This window comes from Duganella flavida (assembly GCF_009857445.1).
GTDB classification, from domain to species: domain Bacteria; phylum Pseudomonadota; class Gammaproteobacteria; order Burkholderiales; family Burkholderiaceae_D; genus Rugamonas; species Rugamonas flavida.
Genome location: NZ_WWCN01000018.1, coordinates 81,819 through 106,702, shown reverse-complemented (window position 1 = coordinate 106,702; position 24,884 = coordinate 81,819). Strand labels below are relative to the sequence as shown.

At 59.9% G+C, this 24,884-nt stretch carries 34 protein-coding genes and 2 tRNA genes; 15 read left to right on the top strand and 21 right to left on the bottom strand.

The window, feature by feature from the left end:
• Positions 1-2 precede the first annotated feature (2 nt).
• The 15 genes from GTP46_RS24340 to GTP46_RS24270 all read right to left on the bottom strand — a co-directional run bounded on the left by GTP46_RS24340 (position 3) and on the right by GTP46_RS24270 (position 7,950).
• Positions 3-464 carry a terminase small subunit gene (locus GTP46_RS24340; protein ID WP_161009209.1) on the bottom strand — a complete coding sequence of 154 codons (462 nt, stop codon included), beginning with the start codon at positions 462-464 and terminating at the stop codon, positions 3-5.
• 173 nt (positions 465-637) lie between these two features.
• Positions 638-1,024 carry an HNH endonuclease signature motif containing protein gene (locus tag GTP46_RS24335; RefSeq protein ID WP_161009208.1) on the bottom strand — a complete coding sequence of 129 codons (387 nt, stop codon included), beginning with the start codon at positions 1,022-1,024 and terminating at the stop codon, positions 638-640.
• Positions 1,024-1,215, bottom strand: a complete 192-nt coding sequence (locus tag GTP46_RS24330; protein ID WP_161009207.1) for a hypothetical protein — start codon at positions 1,213-1,215, stop codon at positions 1,024-1,026. The genes GTP46_RS24335 and GTP46_RS24330 overlap by 1 nt, the downstream gene beginning before the upstream one ends.
• Before the next feature lie 15 nt (positions 1,216-1,230).
• A tRNA-Gly gene (locus GTP46_RS24325) sits at positions 1,231-1,304 on the bottom strand.
• Between the two features lie 5 nt (positions 1,305-1,309).
• Positions 1,310-1,555 (bottom strand): hypothetical protein, encoded by a 246-nt coding sequence (locus GTP46_RS24320; RefSeq protein ID WP_229259077.1) that lies wholly within the window; start codon positions 1,553-1,555, stop codon positions 1,310-1,312.
• Between the two features lie 284 nt (positions 1,556-1,839).
• Positions 1,840-2,235, bottom strand: a complete 396-nt coding sequence (locus GTP46_RS24315) for a hypothetical protein (RefSeq protein WP_161009206.1) — start codon at positions 2,233-2,235, stop codon at positions 1,840-1,842.
• A 118-nt stretch (positions 2,236-2,353) separates the two neighbouring features.
• A complete protein-coding gene (locus GTP46_RS30420) occupies positions 2,354-3,349 on the bottom strand; it encodes a tyrosine-type recombinase/integrase (protein WP_161009205.1) in 996 nt (331 codons plus the stop codon).
• 60 nt (positions 3,350-3,409) lie between these two features.
• Positions 3,410-4,792, bottom strand: coding sequence for a replicative DNA helicase (gene dnaB / locus GTP46_RS24305; protein ID WP_161009204.1), 1,383 nt, complete (start codon positions 4,790-4,792; stop codon positions 3,410-3,412).
• Positions 4,789-5,601, bottom strand: coding sequence for a hypothetical protein (locus tag GTP46_RS24300; RefSeq protein WP_161009203.1), 813 nt, complete (start codon positions 5,599-5,601; stop codon positions 4,789-4,791). The genes dnaB and GTP46_RS24300 overlap by 4 nt, the downstream gene beginning before the upstream one ends.
• Positions 5,591-5,986 carry a hypothetical protein gene (locus GTP46_RS24295; RefSeq protein ID WP_161009202.1) on the bottom strand — a complete coding sequence of 132 codons (396 nt, stop codon included), beginning with the start codon at positions 5,984-5,986 and terminating at the stop codon, positions 5,591-5,593. Before GTP46_RS24295 ends, GTP46_RS24300 begins: the two co-directional genes overlap by 11 nt.
• Complete coding sequence (locus tag GTP46_RS24290; RefSeq protein WP_161009201.1) at positions 5,983-6,318, bottom strand: hypothetical protein; 336 nt, start codon at positions 6,316-6,318, stop codon at positions 5,983-5,985. The genes GTP46_RS24295 and GTP46_RS24290 overlap by 4 nt, the downstream gene beginning before the upstream one ends.
• A gap of 96 nt (positions 6,319-6,414) precedes the next feature.
• Positions 6,415-6,765, bottom strand: a complete 351-nt coding sequence (locus GTP46_RS24285; RefSeq protein ID WP_161009200.1) for a hypothetical protein — start codon at positions 6,763-6,765, stop codon at positions 6,415-6,417.
• A gap of 150 nt (positions 6,766-6,915) precedes the next feature.
• Positions 6,916-7,164 carry a hypothetical protein gene (locus tag GTP46_RS24280; RefSeq protein WP_161009199.1) on the bottom strand — a complete coding sequence of 83 codons (249 nt, stop codon included), beginning with the start codon at positions 7,162-7,164 and terminating at the stop codon, positions 6,916-6,918.
• Between the two features lie 30 nt (positions 7,165-7,194).
• Positions 7,195-7,638: a phage regulatory CII family protein gene (locus GTP46_RS24275; protein WP_161009198.1), complete on the bottom strand. Its 444-nt coding sequence runs from the start codon at positions 7,636-7,638 to the stop codon at positions 7,195-7,197.
• A gap of 60 nt (positions 7,639-7,698) precedes the next feature.
• Entirely contained in the window at positions 7,699-7,950 is a 252-nt protein-coding gene (locus GTP46_RS24270; protein ID WP_161009197.1) for a transcriptional regulator, read from the bottom strand.
• An 85-nt stretch (positions 7,951-8,035) separates the two neighbouring features.
• Between GTP46_RS24270 and GTP46_RS24265 the strand changes: the two genes are divergently transcribed.
• The 14 genes from GTP46_RS24265 (at position 8,036) to GTP46_RS24205 (ending at position 16,899) form a co-directional block, all read left to right on the top strand.
• Positions 8,036-8,764 carry a S24 family peptidase gene (locus tag GTP46_RS24265; RefSeq protein WP_161009196.1) on the top strand — a complete coding sequence of 243 codons (729 nt, stop codon included), beginning with the start codon at positions 8,036-8,038 and terminating at the stop codon, positions 8,762-8,764.
• A gap of 31 nt (positions 8,765-8,795) precedes the next feature.
• Positions 8,796-9,185: a hypothetical protein gene (locus tag GTP46_RS24260; RefSeq protein WP_161009195.1), complete on the top strand. Its 390-nt coding sequence runs from the start codon at positions 8,796-8,798 to the stop codon at positions 9,183-9,185.
• A 146-nt stretch (positions 9,186-9,331) separates the two neighbouring features.
• The gene (locus GTP46_RS24255) at positions 9,332-10,141 is read left to right on the top strand and encodes an Lcl domain-containing protein (protein ID WP_202414419.1); all 810 of its coding nucleotides are present in this window, start codon (positions 9,332-9,334) and stop codon (positions 10,139-10,141) included.
• Between the two features lie 64 nt (positions 10,142-10,205).
• A complete protein-coding gene (locus GTP46_RS24250) occupies positions 10,206-10,847 on the top strand; it encodes an Lcl domain-containing protein (protein WP_161009194.1) in 642 nt (213 codons plus the stop codon).
• 63 nt (positions 10,848-10,910) lie between these two features.
• Entirely contained in the window at positions 10,911-11,042 is a 132-nt protein-coding gene (locus GTP46_RS30125) for a hypothetical protein (protein ID WP_267877432.1), read from the top strand.
• The gene (locus GTP46_RS24245) at positions 11,039-11,233 is read left to right on the top strand and encodes a hypothetical protein (RefSeq protein WP_161009193.1); all 195 of its coding nucleotides are present in this window, start codon (positions 11,039-11,041) and stop codon (positions 11,231-11,233) included. The genes GTP46_RS30125 and GTP46_RS24245 overlap by 4 nt, the downstream gene beginning before the upstream one ends.
• Positions 11,234-11,242: 9 nt before the next feature.
• On the top strand, positions 11,243-12,142 hold the full coding sequence (locus GTP46_RS24240) for a recombination-associated protein RdgC (RefSeq protein WP_161009192.1): 900 nt from the start codon (positions 11,243-11,245) through the stop codon (positions 12,140-12,142).
• Entirely contained in the window at positions 12,139-12,735 is a 597-nt protein-coding gene (locus GTP46_RS24235) for a metal-dependent phosphohydrolase (protein WP_229259076.1), read from the top strand. The genes GTP46_RS24240 and GTP46_RS24235 overlap by 4 nt, the downstream gene beginning before the upstream one ends.
• Before the next feature lie 155 nt (positions 12,736-12,890).
• Positions 12,891-13,262, top strand: a complete 372-nt coding sequence (locus tag GTP46_RS24230) for an Lcl C-terminal domain-containing protein (protein WP_161009191.1) — start codon at positions 12,891-12,893, stop codon at positions 13,260-13,262.
• A gap of 13 nt (positions 13,263-13,275) precedes the next feature.
• Entirely contained in the window at positions 13,276-13,632 is a 357-nt protein-coding gene (locus tag GTP46_RS24225; protein WP_161009190.1) for a four helix bundle protein, read from the top strand.
• 260 nt (positions 13,633-13,892) lie between these two features.
• Positions 13,893-15,035 carry an RNA-directed DNA polymerase gene (locus tag GTP46_RS24220; RefSeq protein ID WP_503826657.1) on the top strand — a complete coding sequence of 381 codons (1,143 nt, stop codon included), beginning with the start codon at positions 13,893-13,895 and terminating at the stop codon, positions 15,033-15,035.
• A complete protein-coding gene (locus GTP46_RS24215) occupies positions 15,022-15,267 on the top strand; it encodes a hypothetical protein (protein WP_161009189.1) in 246 nt (81 codons plus the stop codon). Before GTP46_RS24220 ends, GTP46_RS24215 begins: the two co-directional genes overlap by 14 nt.
• 261 nt (positions 15,268-15,528) lie before the next feature.
• Positions 15,529-15,747, top strand: a complete 219-nt coding sequence (locus GTP46_RS24210; RefSeq protein ID WP_161009188.1) for a DUF4224 domain-containing protein — start codon at positions 15,529-15,531, stop codon at positions 15,745-15,747.
• Positions 15,748-16,899 carry a tyrosine-type recombinase/integrase gene (locus GTP46_RS24205; protein WP_161009187.1) on the top strand — a complete coding sequence of 384 codons (1,152 nt, stop codon included), beginning with the start codon at positions 15,748-15,750 and terminating at the stop codon, positions 16,897-16,899.
• Between the two features lie 85 nt (positions 16,900-16,984).
• Here GTP46_RS24205 and GTP46_RS24200 read toward each other — a convergent pair.
• Positions 16,985-17,061: transfer RNA gene (locus GTP46_RS24200), tRNA-Pro, on the bottom strand.
• A gap of 80 nt (positions 17,062-17,141) precedes the next feature.
• On the opposite strand from GTP46_RS24200, the gene GTP46_RS24195 reads away from it, so the two are divergent.
• The gene (locus GTP46_RS24195; protein WP_202414417.1) at positions 17,142-17,531 is read left to right on the top strand and encodes an SIR2 family NAD-dependent protein deacylase; all 390 of its coding nucleotides are present in this window, start codon (positions 17,142-17,144) and stop codon (positions 17,529-17,531) included.
• Positions 17,532-17,536: 5 nt separating this feature from the next.
• Here the strand turns inward: GTP46_RS24195 and GTP46_RS24190 are convergent, their stop codons facing one another.
• The 5 genes from GTP46_RS24190 to GTP46_RS24170 all read right to left on the bottom strand — a co-directional run bounded on the left by GTP46_RS24190 (position 17,537) and on the right by GTP46_RS24170 (position 24,785).
• A complete protein-coding gene (locus GTP46_RS24190) occupies positions 17,537-18,244 on the bottom strand; it encodes a fumarylacetoacetate hydrolase family protein (protein WP_161009186.1) in 708 nt (235 codons plus the stop codon).
• Between the two features lie 86 nt (positions 18,245-18,330).
• On the bottom strand, positions 18,331-18,942 hold the full coding sequence (locus GTP46_RS24185; protein WP_161009185.1) for a TetR/AcrR family transcriptional regulator: 612 nt from the start codon (positions 18,940-18,942) through the stop codon (positions 18,331-18,333).
• 68 nt (positions 18,943-19,010) lie between these two features.
• Positions 19,011-20,447, bottom strand: a complete 1,437-nt coding sequence (locus GTP46_RS24180; protein ID WP_161009184.1) for an efflux transporter outer membrane subunit — start codon at positions 20,445-20,447, stop codon at positions 19,011-19,013.
• Position 20,448: 1 nt separating this feature from the next.
• Positions 20,449-23,580, bottom strand: coding sequence for an efflux RND transporter permease subunit (locus tag GTP46_RS24175; RefSeq protein ID WP_161009183.1), 3,132 nt, complete (start codon positions 23,578-23,580; stop codon positions 20,449-20,451).
• An 11-nt stretch (positions 23,581-23,591) separates the two neighbouring features.
• On the bottom strand, positions 23,592-24,785 hold the full coding sequence (locus tag GTP46_RS24170) for an efflux RND transporter periplasmic adaptor subunit (protein ID WP_371869745.1): 1,194 nt from the start codon (positions 24,783-24,785) through the stop codon (positions 23,592-23,594).
• Between the last annotated feature and the right edge of the window lie 99 nt (positions 24,786-24,884).

Below are 24,884 nucleotides of genomic sequence, written 5' to 3'. Positions count from 1 at the left end.
AGTCAGACCTTCTTGCCGCCAGCCGCCACCAGCTTAGGCGGTGCAGCAGCAGAGAATCTTCCGGCCACCTTCTTGGCGGCATCTTGTTTCTGCTCTTTCTTGCCAACGTCCCCTACCTTTTGGTGCATAAAGGGCATCAGCGCCTTTGCAGCATCGACTCGCAGCGGGCCAGACGCGGCAGGATCGTTCATCGCGGCCAGCAGGAACTGCTTGGGGTCAGAAAACATGATCGCGGTATTGACGTCGAATGTCGGAACCGGCTTGGCTGGCGCAGGTGGTGGCGGCACCGCACCAGGTTTCTTGTACTTCGCGATGAAATCGACGATATCGGGTCGCTTCGCCAGGCGCGAACCCGCAGGACCGGCCGTTTTGGCGCTGTAGCCCGCTGCTATGGCCGCATCCTTGTTCGACATCCCAGCAAGAACGGCGTCCGCGAACAGCCGGTGCTTGCCTGTTAACTCCATTAACCAAACCCTCCGTAGGGGAAATAATCTGCACGTGAGGTACCATGCGGTCTAGAAGCCGGGGGCGGCCAGACTTTCGACCGCCCCCCCCTGCCGACTGCCTGAGACCCTCACGGCGATGGGGTTGCGGCTGGACAGATGGCCCGTGGCGCTGCGTTCCGCGACGTTTGGCCTCAATACCCTCGCGACTCCTCGAGCTGCTTGTCGCGGCTGTGGTGCGGCGCGCACAGCGACTGCCAGTTGGTCGAATCCCAGAACAGCTTCATGTCACCACGATGCGCGATGATGTGGTCGACCACGCTGGCCTGGCCGGCGCCGCGGCGGATGCACTGCGCGAGGAACTCGTCCGTGCCAGGCAAGGCCAAGATGCCTGCCTCGCGAGCGCAGTACACGCAGTAGGGCTGCTTCGCAAGGTAGCCGGCGCGTGCCTGCTGCCACTTGTAGCCATAGCCACGTGCGGTGCTGCTCTGTTTGTCGTTGCGCCAGCTGCCCGGCTGAATCGTCGCCAATCTATTTGGTGGACTGGTGAGGCGAGACTTAAGCGTCTGCAGGCGCGCCATTACCGCACCGCCTCCGGAACCTGCGCGGCCGTGGCGCTCGCGGTCATTCCGCTGGTGCCGTAGCCCTTAGCGCGAAGTATCTCTCGAGCGCGCTCAGCATCAACCAACTGGGCAATCAGACTATCAAGGATGCGGCCATCATGCTCACGCACGGCCCGAATGATCAGGTCGCGATGGTGAATCGTCTGCATGCTGGCCTCGTTGAATGGAGCGGGCGAAGGGAATCGAACCCTCGTACTCGACTTGGAAGGACGCTGCTCTGCCACTGAGCTACGCCCGCATGAATTACGGTGCTGGCGTGAAGTCCACGTAGAACTTGTCGCCGATCTTGAACTTGCCCAGCAAGTCCGGGTTGTTGATCGTCATGGTCAACTCAGCGGACGGAGTCCACTTCGCAAAGCTATTGTCCTCGTCGGAGCCGTCAGCGGGATAGCCGCCAGTTTTGCACACGGCGCGCAGCGACAGGCGTTCGCTGGTAGCGGTCGATTGGACGTCGCTGACTTGCAGCTTGGCACGCATGATGGTGGTCATCGGGTATCTCCTGGGTTAGTCGCGCGCGACCTGATCCGGTTGGCGGTTGAGCGGCAAGAGATGCCAGCCTAGTTGCCGGCGGATCTCATCGGGTGTCGGTGGTGGACAAAGCCGGTCGTGGGTCCGGCGCTCCATGTACTCCCGGACGGTCTCCTTAGCTGGATGCGTCGTGTTCGTCATGGTCGCCCTCGCAATCGGTGAGCGCAAAACAAAAAAGCCCACGACCTTGAGGCGGTGGGCTTGCTTTTCTCCGGGCGAACGAATCCCCGTGTGCGTGCACTATATCAGAAAAGATTCCGAGTACACTCATTTTTTTTCAACTTCAACACCAGCTCCTCGCGCGCTGCGGCGGCCGTCACGACCAAGTCGGCATTGGGGAAGCGCCAAGCGGTAGCAATGCGGCAGCTCGCGTATATCGCCCACACGTGAATGCGGTCCAAGCTGTCGATCATCGCGTCGGTCGCAGCGGCAATCTGCATGTCGTGGCTGTGCTGCGCCTCGTGCAAGTCGTGGCCGTGGCCATCGGTCTCGCCGACCAACCCGCCCATGATGCGCGCACCGAGGTTGCGCTGCCCGGTCGTTGCCATCCAATCCTTCCACGCTGCCAGGCAGTAGTCCAGCGGGTCTGGGCGAACCCACGTGTCGGCCTTCACATCTTGTTTTTTCACTCGTTGCAGCATGATGATCCCTCGTTTGGCGGTTCGTTTTTGTCTTCTTGCCGGCGCTTCGGCGGCGCTCAGCTGGTCTTCTACTGATGATCCTCAATAATCATGAGGTGCAGTATCCATATAGGTTACTTCACGGGTCTTCGCCATTTTTTCGCCATGTTAAACCCGCTTTTTCGGCGATTTTTGCTTGCGCCTTGGTGATGTGATCCATGTTCTTCTCCAGGTAGGCCATCGTGGTGCGCACATCCTTGTGGCGGAGATAGGCCTGAATGCTCTGAATCGGCGCGCCCGCCTCGCTCATGACGGTTGCGATGGTGCCGCGCAGTCGATGTGGCGTGATTCCCTTGATGGCGCACGACGCGTTCGCGGCCCGGATCTGGGCGCGCGCAAAGCCTGAGCCGTACTGACGGCCATCGGGCTGGACGATGACCAGCCCTTCGGTGCTGCGCAAAGGCGCCAGGTATTCGGCCAGCCAAGGCAGGATCGGCAACGCGTCGGCCTCCTTGCCTTTGGTTTTGCCGGGTGTATAGGTCAGTCTCTCCCAGTCGAACCATTCCCAGCGCGCGGTGATCACCTCGGACTCGCGCAGGCCCAGCAGCAGCATCAGCCGCACGGCCACGCTCACGCCCGGCACGCGAATGGCGGCGACGTCGACGGCGGCGAACCAAGCGACCACGGCGGCCAGCGGCAAGGTCGCGCGCGGGCGCTTCTGCACCGGCAGCATGGCCACGTCCCACGGCAGGCGCGGCAGGATCTCGCGCCGCACCGCCCAGCGCACCAGCAGCTTCAGGATGCGCAGCCAGTGATTCGCTGATGCGTGATTGTGGGTCGCCAGATGCGCACTGCGGGCGCGCTCGACGGTATCGGTGTCGATGGCGCTGATCCGCACATCGGCCATGCCATGCATGTGCAGACGGCCAAAGGTTTCGATGCTACGGACATGGTGGGCGCTGGAGTGCGGCGCGCGAACTTGCAGCCAGTCGGCATGCAGCTCAGCCAGGGTGGGGATCGGGTTGCCGCCGTTGGCGCGCGTCACGGCGTCATCGTAGGCTCGCTCGGCTACCGCCAGCGCCTTCTGCTTATCGCGCAGCTTGGTGCTGCGCTGCACGCGTGGAAACGGCTTCACCTGGAACCGGTAGTGGTAGATGCGCCCCACGCGCCAAACGTCTATGCTCAATCAGTTCCCCTATCCGCCGAACCCACGTGTGCGCCCAGATGGCCGTTCCTCCGCCATCGATGGCGGCGCGCCGCCCCAGCCGCTAAACCTGCAAGTCGGACCATCGAACATCAGGTGGACGTCCCCCAGGGCGCCGTTGCGCTGCTTCCTGATCAACACCTCGGTGTAGCCGCGCAAGCGGTCCACGTCGGGCTGGTGCATCTCGGGGCGGTGGACGAGCAAGACGACGTCCGCATCTTGCTCAATTTCGCCGGAGTCGCGCAGATCGGACAGGATCGGACGCTTGTCACCGCGTTCTTCGGATTTGCGGTTGAGCTGCGCCAGCGCGATGACGGCGACGCCTAGCTCTTTCGCGATCGCCTTCAGGCCGCGCGAGTAGGAGCCAATCTGGTCGGAGCGCTTATCCCCCTCACCGCCACTCATCAGGCCGATGTAGTCGACGATGATCACGTCCAATCCGTGTTTGCGCTTCCACGCCTTCGCTTTCAGCCGCAGCTCCAGCAACGTTACAGCGGGGGTGTCATCGATGGCGAAGCGCACATCCGACAGCTTCGCGCAGCCATGGGAGACGCCGTTCCATGCCGGCGTGTCGTGCTCGCTGATTCGGCCCATTACCTTTGCCAGCTCGACGCGGCCGCGATTGGCCAGTGCACGGCCGGACACCTCCTGACTCGACATCTCCATCGAGAACATCAGGACGCTGTGCTGCTCAGAGATGTTCAGGCCGATATCCGACGACAGCGCAGTCTTCCCCATCGAAGGTCGACCGGCAACGATGATCAACTGCTGCGCGCGCAAGCCGCCATTCAGGCGCAGGTCCAACTCGGGGATGCCGGTCGATATCGCGCTGTCCTGCCCTTCCGAGCGCTGCGCGATGCCGTCGACGAACTCGGACAAAATCTCGCGGACCATGCGCGGCTCGTTTCGAACGCGACGCTCGGCCAAACCCGCCACCATCGACTGGGCATGATCCAGCACCTGGTCAGCCGTCTGCCCTTTCGGCGCATAGGCGACGCCGACGATCTTGTCTGCAGTAGAAATCAAGGCGCGCAGTAAGGCGCGGTCAACGACGATGCGAGCGTGCTGCGCGGCGTGAAAGCTCGTGGGAACGCTTTGCGCGATCTGGTTGAGATATGCCCCCAGGTTGCCATCGGAATAGCCGCCACGAGCCTGCATCGCAGCCAAAACGCTCATCACGTCGGTGGACTGTCCGCGCTCTGCTAGCCTAACGATCTCGGCAAAGATGTTTCGGTGGTCCTCGCGGTAGAAATGCTGCGGGCGCAGGTCGCCCACCTTGTCGAAATTGTCGGGCCAGCGCATCAACGCGCCCAGCACGCCGTGCTCTGCCTCAATGGACTGGGGCGGCAGGGTTGCCAGTTCGTCGTCGTTCATGCAGCGCCTCTATTCTCGTAACGGCCCTCACGGACCTTGGCGAAATTATTCGGCTTGGTCATCCACTCCAAGTCGGCGAAGAACGGCTGTTTGGAGCTGCCGCGCCCAACAAGAAAGTCGCAACTGGCGACGTAGACGAAGAATTCGCGCCACCACGCCAGGTCCTGCCGGCGCTTGTCCTCGTTCCAGCGGGCGCGCAGCTGGTTGGCGCGAGCGGGCGTCCAGTCCCGAATACCTGGGCACTGGGGCAGCAGCTCGTGGTACAAGGCAATGATCTCCTGGTGCGGGCAGCCTGGCTTTCCTGACTTCGGCAGCGCAACGACCGTGCCGCCAGCCTCGCTGGTGGCGACTACCCCGTCAGGGGTAGTAGAAGTTAACTCTTCTCTTCTCTTCTCTTCTCTAGGTAACGCACCGCTAACGCTCTGATCTTTTTTCGGTAACGCTGCATGCGTTACCTCGCCGTTACCAGACTTATGATTGGCGACTCGGCGAGCCGTTTGCGCGCGACTTTTCGCTGACGCGCCGTTATGGTCGCTGAAATTGAGAATGCGTAGGCCTTCTGCTGACTCATCCAACCAGCCAACCTGCACCAGCGCGGCGCCGAGACCCACCACACCACACTTGCGATCCAGCGCGCGAGTTGTCATGCCTGGCATCAAGCCGTCAGCAGAGTGCTGGTCAGCTGTCGCCCACAGCCAGTACAGACCGCCGACGACGGTGGCTTCGGCCACGCCGGTGATGTCGCACAGGCTCGACACGCGCGGGTCGTCCCAAAGGTTGCACCGCATTTTGATCCAGTCACCCGCCATTACAAACCTCCGTCAGCACGAGCGGACCTTCAGTACCCAATGCCGCCCAGCGGGTGCTATACCCTTGGTAGTTTCCCTCCCAGGGGTAACGACTACCGAAATAACACTCCTGCTCCAGCAGCAGGCCGGCGCGGGAAAGATGGTGCAGGAGATGCCCAAAACACGAACCGATACTGTGTCGGTCGATTACCGAGCGGAAGTCGCGCCAGCTTAGCCACTCGCCCACGCGCGACTGAACGATGCTGAGCACCTCCGCTTTTACCAAATCGGAAAAAGCGACATGATGAATCCGTTCAACAAGCGTCATGCGGGGCGCTGCTGGCGGCACGGGAAAGAGGTCTAGCTGCTCCCTCACCGGGCTAGGAATGAAAGAGTCACGCTTCATTGCGCACCTCCGCGAACTGGTTGACGAAGTACATAGGGACACCCCCCGTCAAATTTCGGACCGCGCACCATGACCTTGGCCAACTTGATCTCGCCAGGGGCGGCGGCCATCCAGTCCTCGCAGAACTGCGGCGCATCGAATTCCGGGCTGATACGCACCGGCTTCTCGGACTCGTCGAACAGTTTCGCAGCCATTGCATCGCGCTTGACGCGCCATTCGTCGACGGTCAGGCTGATCGTTTTGCCGTCGCGGACCACGTAGGTCAGCACCGCCTTATCGGCAGCCGACTTGCAGGCACTCTTGCTGATGCCAAACACGCAGAATGCGCCCATATCAGCCTCCCACCGTCAAACGGGAAAACACGCAGCCCTGCGCATGTGGCATACCCTGCGGCTGACGGCAGTTCACGCAGCGATAAACCGGGGCATTCATTGGCGAATCCAATCCAAACCGAAGGCCGCGCCAGACCGGCGCGCACTGGCGGCAGTCATCGCCGGGCCTTGCCAGTTGCCGCGATAAGCTGGTTCAGCCGGCGCGCCGGCTTCCTCGGTGCACTCTTCCGGTACCAAGCGCGTGCGTGCGGCCGTGCTGAGTTTGTAGACCACGCCGATCTTGATCAGGCACTGGTCAAGCTCCAGCTGGTCGTACAGCTGCTGGATGGCGCGCTGCCCGAGCGACAGCAAACCGTGGCGCTCGATGCCCTGGTAGATCGTGGCAGGTTCAGCGAGCAACGCTTCAAGAATGGTGCGGCCACGGCTGTTCTTTGGTGGGAATTTCATGGATAATGTCCTTGTTCGATTGTTGTACCTAAGGCCCGCCCCACGCGGGCCTTTCCTATTTCTGGCCAGCTGCTTCGCGGGCCAGCTGTTCGTAGTGCTTGCGGGTCATGACGTGATGCGGTTCCAGTGGAGCCTGTGGTACAGGCGCGCTCAAGCGGGCTCCGGCGCCAGCTCGTCCAGCTTCTCCAGCGACATGCCGAATTTGCGCATGATGCGCAGGCGCAGCGTGGCACCGACATACAGGCGGTTGTTGCGAATCTTGCTGATGACTGGCGGAGCAACTTCCAACGCACGCGACAGCGCTGCATCGTTGGCGATGTTGTTCTCGGTCAGCAGGTAGTCGATCAATGCGTTCGGTTCGAGTTGCCGAGGGCTGGTGTTCAACAGCGTGGTGCTCATGCAGTTCTCCTTTGCAGGGTTGGTGGGAATTCACTTCTCGGCCAGACCTTCGAGGCGCGCGACAAGTTCGTGCATTGCCTGGGTAGTGCGATATACCCGCTCCTTCACGCGAGCGATCTCATGTGGCTCGACCACGCCGTCGGCCAGCGTGGCGTACACCTCGGCGCCAACATCGCTACTTGCCGACCAGGCCTTCGCGACCAGCTCCAGCACCGCGACATCCGAAGGCGCTGAGTCCACATCCACGCGCAGGCAGACATAACCGACGGCCGAAGCGAGCGCATGCAGCACCGACACGTCGCCAGTCAGAGACATAGCCAGTTCGGCGTCAGCCAGCGTAGCCTTGTGGTAGCCGATGTTCGGGTTGGCCTTGTTGCGCAACACACCGGCGGCGACGCCCATGCGCGCAGCCAACGCTTCTGCGCCGCCGGGATAGGTGTGAACTGTCTTGTGGAAGGCGTCTTGGGCATTCATGCGCTGGTCCATTCAAAAAACGTAAGAGTTAAGAAAAAGAAATGTGATACTTACGACAGCTCAGTTCTTTGAGCCAGTCGATGCGACGGCGTGGGGAACAAGCTCCGGCCAGATTCGCATCCAGTCTGCTGGGCGAAGATCGGGGCGAGTGACCTGGCCGTCAGTGGCGATTTCGATGTCAACACAACGCTCTGGCGGTACTGGGCGACTTCCATCCGCCCAGCGACTGACATCTGGAGCATGTGCCCCGATAGCTTTTGCGAGCACTGCCTGGCGGCCACGCTCAAGGGATAGATAGTCGCGTAGGTTCATGCGGGAAAGTATAGCGATTAGCTAAATAAAAGCAATAGCGAATCGCACATTTAAAAATTTAGCTATATGCTATTTAATGATGGCTATGAAAACCAACGATGAAATCCGACGCCAAAATTTGCTTGGCGCAATTGAGCGATACCGCACTGCTGCGAAGTTGGCCGAAGCGGTTGGCACGTCTGCGGCTTACTTGAGTCAGATAAAAAACCAGACACCTGAGAGCAAGACCGGAAAACCCAAGACAATGGGGGATGATCTGGCTAGGCGGATTGAACAAGCTCTTGGTGAGGCTCACGGATGGATGGATGCCGAACACGAGCAACTTGATTTGGCTACCGTGACTAGCATTTTTCCTGACGCGGTGCCAGTCGTCGCGATAGACAGTGACGCGGACTACTATTACCAAATACCTCTTGTGAAACTAAGGCTCCAGGCGGGGATGCAAGGCGTACGAACTGAGCCTGAATATCAGTCGGGAGGGAAGAAGAGCGTGCCGCGTGATTGGGCAGATCGAGAGGGCCTGAATCCGAGTAGGCTAGTCGCGATTCAGGTCAAAGGGGAAAGTATGGAGCCGACGCTGTACGAGGGCGACACGATCGTAATCAACCTAGCAGACACCAAGCTTGTCGATAATGCCATCTACGCCATCAACTACGAGGGCGAGGCTGTCGTAAAAAGAATTTCGAGAGATGCGGGACAATGGTGGCTAATGTCAGACAACGCAGATCAGAGGCGATTTCACAGGCGCGCCTGCCGCAGTGGTGAATGTATCGTGGTCGGTAGAGTGGTCCGGCGCGAGGGTTCAAGGTTTTAGCATTCCAACAACTAGGGACAATAAAATTTCTATGAAATCAATTTATGCGGTCGTTTTACTGGCGCTGTTTTCTGGCTGCGCAGCAAGGTCTAAAGTCAAACTTTCGGAAAACCTGCCCGAAAAATTTCCCGCACATGCAGGACCTGTCTGCATGTTGAAATCCCCTCTGCCCAACAACGTTGGCTACTTAATAATAGGTCAAATAGATAGCTCGAAGCGAACCTATGGGAGTGTGAGCGAGTTGCTACCTCTTATGGCTGCTGATGCCCGCAATATCGGCGCCGACGCCATCGTCAATTTGAACACCGGCCAAAAGTTCGGGCTACTGGCGTGGGCTCGCCCTGTTGGGACAGGAACGGCTGTGAAGTTAAAGGATCCCGCCAGTATCAATTGCCTCTCCCTGGGCGGGGAGTTGCGCTGATCTGTATCAAGCCTTTGTCGCCTGAAAAACGACAACAGCATGTGCTGCCATAAATTAATTTAGCTAATCGCTATATATTTTGCTTTACTTAGATTAGCTAATCGCTATAATCACTCCATCGACTCACCAACCGATGGAGAAATAGCATGGCACCTGCCGCCGCAGTCCTGAGCATCACCGAAGAACGCACCTACAGCGCCAAGCTGGGTGATCGCACCATCACCGGCTTGGCCGTCTCCTCGGTCTGGGAAGGCTTCACCAAGTACACCGATCGGCGCGGCTCGCACCTGATCGTGTTCGATGCCGATCAACGCATCATCACCGCGTCGCTTGACCTGATCGCCGAGCTGAACTTAGTGGATCAAGCAGTCGGCCTGCCAGCAATCGGCGAGGCCTTTGCGGGCGGCTACTTTACGGGCATCATCGTTGTCGACGGCCAGCGCTACGCACTGATCACCGCCGGCGCCGAGGGCGAGCTGCGTGGCAAGTGGAGTGCCGACTACAATGGCGTGGGCGCCGCAGTCTCGCGCGCCGATGGTTATGTCAATACCCGCGCCATGGCAATGGCTGGCAGCGAACTTGCCGCCAAGGCCTTCGATCTGCGTATCGGCGGCTGCAGCGATTGGTACATCCCGTCGCGCGACGAGCAAGAGCTGCAATACCGCAACCTCAAACCAACCACCCGGCCGAATGCTGTCACCAGCGGCGACGGTGAGAACCCAAGCAGCGCACCAACGGGGCAGCTGTACACCCGCGACACTCCAGCGCAGACCATCGCACCTAACTTCCGCGCCGGCGGCATCGACGCGCTGTCCGACACCTGGTACTGGTCCAGCACGCAGCACGCCTCCGACCCTTCTAACGCGTGGCACCAGGGCTTCACCGGTGGCGGCCAGTACTACGGCCACAAGGGCAACGAAGGCCGTGTTCGCGTCGTCCGCAGATTGCCAATTTAGTCCTTCATCAATTTCTTAATCCGGCGCACGGCGCCGGTTCTTTTACTCACCTATGGAGAACACCATGAGCACAGCTGTATCTGTTGCAAACGAAACTCTGTCTGGCGACACCGCGGCGACTACCCTGCCCGCTATCGGCGAAGCATATGCCGGCGGCTACTTCACCGGCATCATCCAGATCGAAGGCAAGCAATTTGCGCTGATCACCGCCGGCGCCGCTGGCCAGCTGCGCGGCAAGCTGCATCCGTCCAGTGCGGCAGTCGATGGCTCCAGCCATCGCGCCGACGGTGCGGCAAACACCGAAGCGCTGGCCGGCGCCGGCAGCACGTTGGCGCAGGAAGCGTTGGCCCTTGTGATCGATGGCCACAAGGATTGGTACATCCCGTCGCGTGACGAGCAGGAGCTGCAATACCGAGCTTTCAAGCCAACCGACGACGAGAACTATGCCGATGGCGAAGACGGTGTCAATCCGAGCAGCGTGCCTGCCGGCGAAGCCTACACCGAAGAATCGCCGGCGCAGGCGACGGTCGAAAACTTCCGTGCAGGCGCGGCTGACGCGTTCGAAGACTGGTGGTACTGGTCCAGCACGCAGCACGCCTCCTACCCTTCTTCCGCGTGGGGCCAGACCTTCCACGTTGGCGGCCAGCACTACGGCCACAAGGTCGGCGAAGGCCGTGTTCGCGTCGTCCGCAGATTGCCAATTTAGTCCTTTATCAATTCGTACCGGCGCGCCGCGGGCGGCGCTTCCACCCACCTGATGGAGAGTGCAATGAAGTACCTCATCACCGAACGCACTACCGATGGCATGCGAACCTACGCCGCCATCGGCGACCTGGGCTTGCTGATAGACGCCGCGTATGAATCTGGTGCGCTGGGCGTAACCGCGATGGTGCAACGATGAATCGCTGGCTAAAGCTCATTCTTCGCGCCTATCTGGGTTGGCGCGCGATCCGCGCCTACAAACACGCTGGCCAGCGCTGCCGAAACCTTTACGAACAGCACCGGGCCTTAGGGATCGAGTTGACCCGTGCGCTGCGCGCAGAGCGGGTGGCAGGCGAGCGCATGGAAGAAGTTCTCAAAACAAATAGCTAGGGAGGCAACATGTCTTGGTTCAAGAATTTGCAGGTCTATCGCGTACCGGCTGACTGGGCGATGACGCCGGCGGCGTTGATCGAGGCGCTTGCGGCGCAATGGTTTGTCCCTCCGGGCGACAACGACATGCTACGCCAAGGATGGGTGCCACCGCGCGAGGGCGGCGACTTGGTGCACACCGTCAACCGCCAAATGCTGCTGCAGCTCAAGACGGAGAAGAAGCTGCTGCCAGCGAAAGCCATCAACCAGGCGGCAAAGGCGCGCGCTGCCGAAATGGAACAAGCACAAGGCTTCGCTCCAGGCAAAAAAGCGATGAAGGAGCTGAAGGAGCGTATTGCGGATGAGTTGCTGCCGCGTGCCCTTCCAATCGCGACGTTCATCAATGTCTGGATCGATCCTGTCAACGGCTGGCTGGTGGTCGATGCAGCCAGCCCGGCCAAGGCGGACGACGTCATCAAGCTGCTGCTGAAGGCGGTCGACAAGCTGCCGCTGGAGAGCCTGCGCGTGCAGCGCTCGCCGGTCGGCGTGATGACCGAGTGGCTGCAAACCGACGAAGCCCCGGCAGGTTTCACGGTCGACATGGACACCGAGCTGCGCGCCACCGGCGAGAGCAAGGCGGCTGTGCGCTACGTCAAGCACTCGCTGGATCCGGAAGAAGTGCGCCGCCACATCGTGGCCGGCAAGCAGTGCACCCGCTTGGCTATGACCTGGGACAACAAGATTTCGTTCGTGCTGACCGAATCGCTGGCGATCAAGGGCGTCAAGCCGCTGGATGTGCTGGAAGAAAAAGACTCAGGCTTGCACAACGCCGATGAACGCTTTGACGGCGATTTCATGCTGATGACGGGCGAACTTGCCAAGCTGCTGGGCGACGTCGTGGAAGCTCTCGGCGGGGAGGCAAAGGCATGAACCAACACATCAGCAGCGCGCCGCCAATGCGGTCCGACATTTTCACCCAATCGGGGAACTACTTCAACTTCACGGCGCCCGCCGACTCGGCATTTGACATCGAAGACGTCGCGCACGCTTTGTCCCATGTCTGCCGCTTTACTGGTCACGTGCGTGAGTTCTACTCGGTGGCACAGCACTCGGTACTGGTAAGCCACGTGGTGCCACCGGAGCATGCCCTGGCTGGGCTTCTGCATGATGCGGCCGAGGCCTTCATCGGCGACGTCTCGCGGCCACTGAAGGCGCTGCTGCCCGACTACAAGGCCATCGAGAAGGCAGTCGAAAGCGCAGTGCTGATGCGCTTCGGCGTCAACCCGGCGCTGCCGCCGGAGGTGAAGGTCGCCGACATGGTTCTGCTCGCCACAGAGCAGCGTGATCTGATGCCGCCCGGTGCGGGCCAATGGGCGTGTCTGGTTGGCATCCAGCCGCTGCCAGAAACGATCCTGCCGTTGACTCCAGGCGCAGCGAAGGCAGAGTTCCTACGGCGCTATTTCGAACTAACGGCACCCGCATACGAGCACGCCGCCAACAGTGAAGGGGGTCTCCGTGGCTAAGCAATCTGAAAAAGACCACAACGCGCGGCGCGCGACCTGGCTTGAAATTGCCCTGATCTATGGCCTGTTCATCGCTCTGGCGATCTGGAACTGGTGGTAGCAGCATGTAGCAAAATCCGCCGGCACGCCGGCACTTCCAAAACTAGGAGAGCAAGATGTCGAAAGAGATTTTCCTGCAACAAAACCTGCGTGAGGGCGAGCTATACGCTGGCCTGATTCTCGGCAAAGACGGCGAGCCGGACTACCACCTGTTCCTGCTGCCGAACAAGGCCGAAGGCCTGGCGTGGGATAAGGCAAAGGCATTCGCGGCGGCCGCCGGCGGCGAGCTGCCAACGCGTCGCGAGCAGTCCATGCTGTTCGCAAATCTGAAGGAGGAATTCGAGCCGCGCTGGTATTGGTCCGGCGAGCAGCACGCCTCCAACCCTTCTGACGCGTGGAGCCAGGGCTTCTACGATGGCAGCCAGATCTACTACCACAAGGACAACGAAGGCCGTGTTCGCGTCGTCCGCAGATTAGTCATTCAATAATTTAGTCATTCCTATGGCCATCCATACCGAACTGCCGATCTACAAGCTGACCTACGAACTGATGTTGCTTGCCATGGAGCTGATCAAAAACATGCGCCGCGACTACAAGGGAACGGTGGGCCAGAAGATCAACGCCGAGTGCCTGGAACTTTCGCTACTGGTCTACAAGGCGAATTGCGCGCGCGACAAGGTGCCGCACCTCGACCTGCTGCTGGAGCGGGTGCAAGTCACGGAGCTACTGTTCCGGCTTTCGGTAGATCTCACGCTGATCTCGAAGGGCCAGTTCGCGAAAGCGATCGGGCTTACCGGAAAGATCGGCCGCCAGGCCAACGGATGGCGCAAGCACTCCGCATCGTCGCCCGCTACTTGACCGTCAAGGCCGTCATGTCTGAGCGATTTTTAAATCTGGTCGTGCCGCTGGCTCACAAGGCCACCGCCATGCGCACCACAGGAACCAGTCGGCGGTGTCCGGCCAGGCCTGGCGCAGTTACCCCGCTGATCGGCTGTAGCCTTCGGTGGGGCGACGTAGATAGCATGAACGGACGCAGCACGCCTCCAACCCTTCTAACGCGTGGAACCAGAACTTCAACGATGGCAACCAGAACTACAACCACAAGGACAACGAAGGCCGTGTTCGCGTCGTCCGCAGATCGAAACGATGCAATTCCTGCGGACTTCTCGCTGGAGGAGCTGGTGGTCGCGTACTTCGACTGCCGGCGTAACAAACGCAACACCCAGAGCGCGCTTCACTTCGAAGAGCGCTTGGAGTACAACCTGTTCGAGCTATACGAAGAATTGACGGCCGGCGCCTATCGGCCCGGCAAGTCGATCTGCTTCGTCGTAACCCGCCCGAAGGCGCGCGAGGTATGGGCGGCGGACTTTCGCGACAGGATAGTACATCACCTGCTCTACAACAAGATATCGCCGCGCTTTTACCGCAGCTTCATCGCGGATACCTGTGCGTGCATCCCCGGGCGCGGCACGATGTACGCCGCGCAGCGCTTGGAATCGAAGATCCGCAGCGCAAGCCAGAACTGGTCAAAGCCTCTGCACTACCTGAAATGCGACCTTGCTAATTTCTTCGTCTCGATCGACAAACAGGTGCTGGACGGTCAGTTGGCCGCTCGCGTCACCGAGCCGTGGTGGATGCAGCTGGCCGGCACGATCCTGCATCACGACCCGCGTGAGGATTTCGAGCTGCGCGGTGCGCCGGAGCTCCTGGCTCGCGTTCCGCCGCACAAGCGCCTGATGAACCAGGCGGCGCATCTTGGGCTGCCAATCGGGAACCTTTCGTCACAATTCTTCGCCAACGTCTTTCTTGACGCGCTGGACCAGTTCGCGAAGCACCAGGTTCGCGTGCGGCACTACATACGCTACGTCGATGATTTCGTGCTGTTGCACGAATCGCCGCAGTGGCTTCAAACGGCACATCAGCGCATTGATGCCTTCCTGCCTGATCGCCTGCACGTGCGTCTCAATCCAACCAAGACCATTCTGCAGCCTGTTAGCCGCGGCGTCGACTTCGTTGGCCACGTTATTCGGCCATGGCGCCGCACGACACGCCGCCGCACCGTAAACGAGGCGCTGAGCCGTGTTCGCGGGGTTTCCACCGAAGACCTCTACGCGACAGCCAATAGCTACTTTGGCCTGCTACGCCAGGCGGGAAATAGTCACGCCGACCGTGCCCGTTTGGCGGGCGAAATATTGAAACGCGATCACGCCGTCAATGGCGCCCTCACCAAAGCCTATCGGAGGAAATATGGGAGCGAATGAACCACGTCAAAGCCTGTCTGAGATCGCCAGGGCTGAAGCCTTCAAGCATGATCAGATGTTGCTGCGTGCCGTTCACAATTGCCAGCGGGTGCTGTATCAGGGCAAGTACAACCACATCCATGTATTGCGCACCGGTCCGGCCGGCGGGGCGATCGAGACGGAGGTGTACCTAACTGGGCGGCCTGAGCCGGTCCCCGCCAGCGAAGTCACGCTGGCACCAGATGTGAGCTGACACCATGCAAAACCCTCGGTCTCGCGAACTATGCATCATGGCCTGCGCGTTTTGCCGTCAAGCCGAGTTTTTGAGTTATCTGCAGGATATCGACCCGCTTGGTGCAATTTGGTCAGAGGAAGAGGCCAAACGATTCGTCCTATCGGTCTGCCAGATCCAAAGCCGCAGTGAGCTGGACAGTAGCAACGCCGCCGCACGGCGCTTTCATGAACTTGTGCGCCAGCCTTTCCTACACTGGCGCGATCAACGAGGTAAATAAGTATGAGTAGCATCGAAAACCGCTACACTTTGTCGAAAGAGGAAATCGCGGACCTGACGCGATACCGCAGGCCAGCAGATCAAATGCGCGTGCTGACGGATCTTGGAATTCCGGCGCGCCGGCTGCACGACAATACTGTCCGCGTCTTGCGCCGGGATTTAATGGCCGCACCTGCTGCGCCGGGAATGCGCGTAACCCAACGTCCCAAACTGGTGCTTTAAATGAATCGCAAACGAAAAGGCCACCGCGACCTTCCTCAGCGGGTATATGTGAAGTTTGGCGCGTACTATTTCGTGCCGGCGGCACCGATCATCGATCCAAGAAAGCCTAAGGAGCCAGTCAAGGCATGGATTAAACTTTGCCGCGTAGACGACGGCAAGTCCCGTATGCACACAGAGCTTGGTCTGGTGCTAGGTGAGCCCAATCTGATCGAGGGATCGATGCCTCACTGCATTCGCGAGTTCAAGCGTGAGAAGATCAGGGAGCCTGAGTACAGCAAGGAAACGGTTGATGCATATGGAGCCAAGCTTGACAGACTATCGGCGGCCTTCGCCAATTTCCACGCCACGGAACCGACGACGAAGGACTGCGCCGACTACATCAAGGCCAAATACAAAGGCAAGGCCAATTCCGCAAAGAAGGTCGCCAGCCTGATGGCAAAGCTGTTTCGTTTCATCATCGGTGAACAGGGCCTACGCCAGGACAATCCAATGGACCAGTTGGAGTTGGCTGAGAGGACAAAAATCAGCACGACGCTGCCGACACACGAACAGTTCGCCGCCATCAGGGCCGCCGGCCTCAAGGCAACGCCTCGCGCTGATACTGGCCATGAGGCCGATAATCTAAGCGGCCCAACGTTCGCGTGCATCATTGATATGACCTACTTGCTATGGCAGCGAGCGATCGATATTCGTCAGCTAAAAGATGTGCAGTATGACGGCTTCATTCCCACGACACCGAGCAAAACGAAAAAGACCAGCGGTAAGGCCGTGGAGTTCAAGATTACGCCAGAGGTGCAGGAAGTGATTGATCGCGCACGCGCTATTAAACGCAAACATGGCGTGGTGAGCGCGTACTTGTTCCCTGCACTGGCCGGAGAGCACAAGGGCCATCCCTATTCGAAGTCAGGTCTGAGTTCAATGTGGCGGCGGGCGAAAACACGTGCCGGCATGGATGGCGCCGATATTCAGTTCCGGCACCTGCGGGCGCTTGCGGCCACTGATGCTGCCAGGCGTGGTGTGACGATTGAAGAAATTCAGAAGCGCCTGGTGCACACGTCGGCGAAGACAAGCAAGGTATATATCAAGGAGGCGATCCCCGAAGTATCGTCACTGGATGTGACCCTGCCGTGGGGGAAGGAAAGCGAAAAGTGAGGGAGGCGGCACTTTATATTAGATGCCCATCTAATATACAGCACTGTGGATTTACACAGGACGACGCGTAAGTATTTGATTTTGTTGGTCGGGGCGAGAGGATTCGAACCTCCGACCCCGTGCACCCCATGCACGTACGCTACCAGGCTGCGCTACGCCCCGACTAACCGGATAATTATAGCAGCGGGTTTAAGTATTTGTCATGTTTGCTTTGCGGCGCTAAGATAACCGCATGAATCCCGGTGATCTGGAGCGCTGATGGCTATCAGCCACAGGTCGACAACGAGGCTTGCGGGCTATTAAACGAGCCGCCTACCTGCCCTCACTGCGGCGGTTTGGCGCGGCCGAATATCCTGATGTTTGGCAACTGGGGATGGAATGAGCAGCGCGCCGCTGCGCAGGAAGCGCGCTTACAACGGCTGCTCAGCAAAGCTGAACGCCCGCTGTTGGTTGAACTGGGCGCCGGTACGGCGATTCCGTCAGTGCGGCACTTCGGCCAGAGCGTCATCAGCCATCACAATGGACGCATGATCCGCGTTAATCCGCGTGAGCCGCAAGTCGCCAGCCCGAGCGACGTCGGACTGGCTGCTGGTGCACTCGATGCATTAAACGCCATCGACGCTTTGCTATAAACGGTTTATACCAATTTCACGGTAATCGGCGACAAGCCTGCAACCTTGCCTTCCAGGACCTGGCCGCGCACCACCGCGCCCACACCTTCCGGCGTACCGCTGAAAATCAAATCGCCCGGCGCCAGCGTGAACAAGGTCGAGAGATTTGCAATCGTTTCGTTGATCGACCAGATCAGATGCGAGATGGCAGAGGACTGCTTGGTCACGCCATCCACATCCAGCTGGATCGCTGCGTTATTGATATCTCCCGCATCGGCCGCAGGATGAATCAAACCAATCGGCGCCGAGAAATCGAAGGCTTTGCCGATCTCCCAAGGACGGCCCGCGTCGCGCATTTTGAATTGCAGGTCGCGGCGTGTCATATCGAAGCCGACCGCGTAGCCGTAGATATGCGACGCTGCATCCTCCACCGCGATGTTCGCTCCGCCCTTGCCGATGGCGACCACCAGTTCGCACTCGTAGTGCAGGTTATTGGTCCCCGGCGGATACGGCAGCTCCAGTACGCGATTCGGCGCCGCCGGCACCACGGCCTGGGCGTCGCCCGGTTTGCAGAAGAAGAATGGCGGTTCGCGGTCCGGGTCAGAGCCCATTTCGCGCGCGTGGCCGGCGTAGTTGCGGCCGACGCAGTACACGCGGCGCACCGGGAATAAATCAGCAGTACCGGCGACCGGCAGGCCGACGATGTCATGGGCGGGAATTACGTAGGAAGTCATGATGCTCCTGTAAGCGGGAAAGAGACATCAGACATGGTACAACAGCAGCCGCCCGCGTGCAGCGGGCGGATACATTAAGAGACAAATCAGGTCAACAGCAAGGCCTTCAACGCAACGCGGTAGCCTTCCACCAGCGAGTTGCGGTTGACCTGCGGCCGGTGCAGGGAACGTATCGGCAGCCCGTGAAATAGCGACACCACGGTATCGATGCGTCCATCCAGCAGTTCATCGTCCACCGGCAGGCCGCGCCGCTCGCGCTCTCGCTTAACGATGGGGCGGAAACGATCCATCGCTGCCTGGTCGCCAATGCGCAACGCTTCAGCAATTTTCGGATTACGCGCCGCTTCGGCAAACATCTCCAGCGGCAGCTGGAAATACTCCGGCTCGAGATTCTCATCCACGTGCTTGGGCGCGTCGTCGATCATCGACTGCAGCGGATCATCCTTGCCTTCCAGTTCACGCAACTGTCCCGTCACATGCTCTACTTCGAGATCCACAAACGCCATGATGATGGCTTCTTTATTCTCGAAGTAGTTGTAGATGTGGCCCGCGCTCATGCCCGCTTCCTTGGAGATTTCGGACATGCTGGCGCCATGGAAGCCGCTGCGCGCGAAACACACCGCTGCTGCCTGCAAGACCTGGTTGCGGCGGTTCTGCGCGCGTTCCGGGTCTGTGCGCCGTTTGACGTCGAATTTCATGGAGCGATCCATTTGAATGATAGTGGGTTGATTATACCGGCGGGAGCCCTCGCCCCCGCCGTTTTGAATCAGCCGCGCGGTTGCGGCAATTCCGGCTGCCAGCCGCCGCCCAGCACCTTGTACAAGGTGACGGCATTGCTGCTCTTGGCCAGGCGCGTGGTAATCAGGCCTTGCTGGGCCGAATACAGCGCGCGTTGCGACACCAGCGCGTTCAGGTACGAATCCGCCCCCTTCTGGTAACGCGCCTCGTTGATGGTGTAGCTCTTCTGCGCCGCATTCACCAGCGCCTGCTGCGACGACAGGCGCTCATCGACTGTGCCGCGCGTTGCCAGTGCATCGGCCACTTCACGGAACGCAGTCTGCACCGCCTTCTCGTACTGCGCTACCGAGATATCGCGATTCGCCTTGGCGATATTCAGGTTGGCGCGGTTGACGCCACCGTCGAAGATCGGCAGGTTGATTTGCGGGACAAAGCTCCACGCCGACGAACCGGCCTTGAACAAACCGGACAAAGTGGTGCTGGCGCTACCACCAGAAGCCGTCAGCGAGATGCTCGGGAAGAAAGCAGCACGCGCCACGCCGATGTTGGCGTTGGCGGCGCGCAGCGCGCGTTCCGCTTCCTGCACGTCCGGACGCGATTGCAGCAGGTCCGACGGCAGGCCTGCCGGAATCGCCGCTAGCTGGGTCACCTCGTTCAGGTCACCCGTCGGCAGCAGCTCTTCCGGCACGGCGCTGCCGACCAGCAGCGTCAATGCATTCTGGTCCAGCGCCACTTGCGCGGTGTAGACGGCAGCGTCGTTGCGCGCCGATTCCAACGTGGTCTGCGCATCGTACATATCGGTGCCAGCCACCAGGCCCGAAGCGAAGCGCTTCTTGCTCAGGTAATAGCTGGTCTGCTGGCTTTTCAGGGTTTCCTGCGCCAGCTTCAAACGCTGCTGGTCGGCGATCAAGGTCAGGTAAGCGTTAGCCACTTCCGACACCAGCGTAATCTGCTGCGTGCGGCGTGCTTCTTCGGTACCGAGATAACTCTGCAAACCGGCTTCCGACTGGCTGCGCACCTTACCGAAGAAATCCAGCTCGTACGAAGACATCACCAAACCGCCGTTGTACTGGCGGTTCAGTTTTGCGTCGCCAGTGCCAGTCATATTCGACGGCGTGCGCGAGGCGCTCTGGTTCACATTCGCCGACAACTTGGGCAGCAAGGCCGCGGTGTCGATGCTGTACTGCGCCTTGGCTTTCTCAATATTGAGCGCCGAAACGCGCAGGTCGCGGTTGTTAGCCAGCGCCAGCTCGATCACCTTGCGCAGCTTCTCGTCGGAGAAGTAGTCGCGCCACTGGATTTGCGACACCGGCTTGGCATCGGCAGCGGCAGCCGGCACGCCCTTGTAGGCGTCGCCGGTCGGCCATGCTGGCGTCACCGCTTGCGCCGGGCGTTCGTACACCGGCGCCAGGCTGCAGCCGGCCAACATCGCCAGCGCTGCCATCGTGATTAAAGACTTTTTCATATTAATGCACCTCTACAGTTGCAGGAGCAGCCTTCTTCGGCGCGAAGTAGCCGCGCACCAGCACAAAGAACAGCGGTACGAAGAAGATGCCCAGGAAGGTTGCGGTCAGCATCCCGCCCAACACACCCACGCCGATCGCGTTCTGGCTGCCGGAACCGGCGCCGCTGCTGATCGCCAGCGGCAGCACGCCGAGGCCGAAAGCGATGGAGGTCATCAGGATAGGACGCAGGCGCAGTTTCACCGCTTGCAGCGTGGCCTGTTTCAATTCGATACCCTGCTCTTGCAGCTCCTTGGCGAATTCCACGATCAGGATCGCGTTCTTCGCCGCGAGGCCGATCACGGTCAGCAGGCCGACCTGGAAGTAAACGTCGTTCGACAGCTTGAACACATAGGTCGACAGCACCGTACCAACTACACCCAGCGGCACCACCAGCAGTACCGAGAACGGCACCGACCAGCTTTCATACAGCGCGGCCAGGCACAGGAACACGATCAGGATCGAGATCGCATACAGCTGCGTGGTTTGCGAACCGGAGTCGCGTTCTTCGGTCGACAGGCCGGTCCACTCGTAGCCGATACCCGGCGGCAGTTGTGCTGCCAGCTTCTCGATTTCCGCCATGGCAGTACCCGACGACTGGCCCGGTACAGGCATACCGAGGATTTCGGTCGATGGCAGACCGTTGTAGCGTTCCAGGCGCGGCGAAGCGTAAATCCACTGGCCGGTCGAGAAGGCCGAGAAAGGCACCATCTGGCCGTCGGCATTACGCACGAACCACTTGTTCAAGTCTTCCGGCGTCATGCGCGATTCGGCTGCACCTTGCAGGTACACCTTCTTCACGCGGCCACGATCCACGAAGTCGTTGACGTAGGCACTACCCCAAGCGGTGCTCAGCACCTTGTTCACATCCGCCACGGCCAAGCCGAGGGCAATGGCCTTCTGCTGGTCGACGGTGATCTTGTACTGCGGCGTATCTTCCTGGCCGTTAGGACGCACGCCCACCAGCACAGGGCTCTTGGACGCCATACCCAGCATCTGGTTACGCGCAGCCATCAGCGCATCGTGACCGACGCCGCCGATATCCTGCAGCTGCAAGTCGAAGCCGCTGGCGTTACCCAGTTCCAGCACGGCTGGCGGAGCAAACGCAAACACCATCGCATCCTTGATCTGCGAGAAGGTGCACATGGCGCGTCCAACAATCGCGTTGACGCGATTCGCAGCGCCTGGACGTTCAGACCAATCCTTCATACGCACGAAAGCGATACCGCTGTTCTGGCCATTACCGGAAAAGCTGAAGCCAGCCACCGCGAACACGGAAGCGACAGCGTCCTTCTCCTGGTTCATGAAGTGGTTCTCGACCTTTTCAATCACCTTCAGCGTACGCTCTTGCGTCGCGCCGGTTGGCAGCTGGATCTGCGAGAACAGCACGCCCTGGTCTTCTTCCGGCAGGAAGGAAGTCGGCAAGCGCACGAACACCACGGCCAGCACCACCACGATGATGCCGTACACCGCCAGCGAACGGCCACCGCGATTCAAGATAGCACCGACGATGCCTTGATACTTGTTGGTGCTACGTTCAAAGGTACGGTTAAACCAGCCGAAGAAGCCCTTGTTGGTCAGGTGATGACCTTTCTCCACTGGCTTGAGGATGGTCGCGCACAGTGCTGGCGTGAATACCATCGCCACAATCACCGACAGCACCATCGCCGACACGATCGTGATCGAGAACTGGCGATAAATCACACCGGTCGAACCGCTGAAGAAGGCCATCGGCACGAATACCGCCGACAACACCATCGCGATGCCCACCAGCGCGCCACTGATCTGGCTCATGGACTTGCGGGTCGCTTCCAACGGCGACAAGCCCTCTTCCGTCATCACGCGTTCAACGTTTTCCACCACCACGATCGCATCATCCACCAGCAGGCCGATCGCCAGCACCACCGCAAACATGGTCAGCGTGTTGATCGAGTAGCCCAGCGCCGACAGGATGGCGAAGGTACCCAGCAGAACGACAGGCACCGCCATCGTAGGAATCAGGGTAGCGCGGAAGTTTTGCAGGAACAGGTACATCACCAGGAATACCAGGATCACCGCTTCCACCAGCGTCTTCACCACTTCTTCAATCGACAGTTTGACGAATGGGGTGGTATCGAAAGCGACGACCGCTTTCAGGCCGTGCGGGAACTGTTTCTCCAGCAGCGCCACTTTGGCTTTCACCGCATTGGCGGTATCCAGCGCGTTAGCGCCGGTGGCCAGCTTGATCGCCATGCCGGAAGCAGCCTTGCCGTTGTAGCGAGCCAGGATGTTGTAGGTCTCGCTGCCCAGCTCCATGCGGGCGACATCGCGCAAGTGCACGGTGGCGCCGTTGGCGGAAGTCTTCAGCAGGATGGCGCCGAATTGTTCGGCGGTTTGCAGACGGCTTTGCGCGGTCACGGTGGCGTTCAGCTGCTGGCCGCTAACGGCAGGCAGACCGCCCAATTCACCGGCGGAGACTTCAGTATTCTGCGCCGTAATGGCGTTCGATACGTCGGCTGGCGTCAGCTGGTAGCTTTGCAGCTTGGCCGCGTCCAGCCAGATGCGCATGGCGTACTGCGAACCGAAGTTGGTCACATCGCCCACGCCTTCCACGCGCGAGATTGGATCAATCACGCTGGCGGCCACGTAGTCGCCAATGTCGGCCTGCTTCATCGAGCCGTCTTCGGACACGAAGCCCAGCACCATCAGGAAATTCTTGGTGGCTTTCGCAACCACCAGGCCTTGCTGCTGCACGGCGGCAGGCAGCAGCGGCGTCGCCAGCTGCAGCTTGTTCTGCACTTGCACCTGCGCGATGTCAGGATTGGTGCCGCTCTTGAAGGTCAGGGTGATGCTGACGCCACCGGTCGAATCGGACGACGACGACATGTAGCGCAGGCCGTCGATACCCTTCATCTTTTGTTCGATGATCTGAGTGACAGCGTCTTCCACCGTCTTGGCCGAGGCGCCAGGGTAGGAGCCGCTGATCGAAATCGACGGCGGCGCAATGCTTGGATACTGCGATATCGGCAGGCCGAGAATCGCAATCACGCCCGCAAGCATGATCACAATCGCGACCACCCACGCAAAAATCGGGCGATCAATAAAGAAACGGGACATGAGCTATCTCCTTATTGCGCGCTCTTAGGGCTGGAGCCCGAGGCGACAGCAGCAGCCGGCTTGGCAGCGTTGGCCGGAGCACCCGGCTTCACTTTCTGCACGCCTTCCACGATCAGCAGATCGCCTTCGTTCAGGCCCGATTTCACCAGCCACTTGGCGCCCAGCGTGGAAGTAGTGACCAGCGTGCGCTGTTCAACTTTGCCTTCCTTGTTCAGCACCAGCGCGGTCGCTTCGCCTTTGGCGTTTCGGGTCACGCCCTGCTGCGGCACAGCGATGGCGTGTTCGTTGACGCCGGATTCAATCACGGCGCGCACAAACATACCTGGCAGCAGATCGTGTTTAGGATTCGGGAACAGTGCGCGCAGCGTCACGTTGCCGGTGCCCGGATCAACCGTCACGTCGGAGAATTGCAGCTTGCCTTCCTGCTCGTACTTGGTGCCGTCGGACAGCAGCAAGGTCACTTTGGCCTGGCCGCCGTTTTTCTTCAAGCCGCCGTTTTCGATTTCGCGTTTCAGGCGCAGCATGTCTTCGCTGGTCTGGGTCAAGTCAACATAGATCGGGTCCAGCTGCTGCACGGTGGTCAGCGCGGTGGTCTGGCTCGCGGTCACCAGTGCGCCCGGCGTTACGGCCGAACGGCTGATACGGCCGCTGATCGGCGCATCGACGTGGGTGTAATCGAGATTGATCTTGGCTTGTTCCAGTGCGGCGGTAGCGGCTTCCACGTCGGCCTTGGCCTGCTCGTGGGCGGCGACAGCGTCGTCGTAGTCCTGGCGGCTCACGCCTTCGATGGCGAACAGTTCCTTGTAGCGCGCCACTTTCGGGGTAGCGGCAACCAGGTTGGCCTTGGCCTTGGCGAGAGCCGCCTTGGCCGAGTTGTATGCGGCTTGATAAGTGGCCGCGTCGATCTGGTACAGCGCGACGCCGGCTTTAACGTCGGCGCCTTCAACAAACAGGCGTTTCTGAATCAGGCCACTGACCTGCGGGCGCACTTCCGCTACTTGATAAGCAGCGGTACGGCCTGGCAGTTCAGTGGTGATTTGCAGCGCTTCTTGCGCTACTTTGAAAACGCCCACTTCCGCCACCTGCTGCTGGTGAGGTGCTTCGGTCGTGGATTTGGAGCAACCGGCCAATACGGCCAGTGCGGAGATCATGGCTGCGGCGCCAGCGGTCCGCAGCAGAGGTTTTTTGCAGAAAAAGGCTTCCATGTGATTGGGCTTTCTGTATAAAAATTAAGCACAGACTATAGAATGAACGATCATTCTAATTAAGTCAAGCAACATTTTTGTGCAACGCAGTATGTTTAA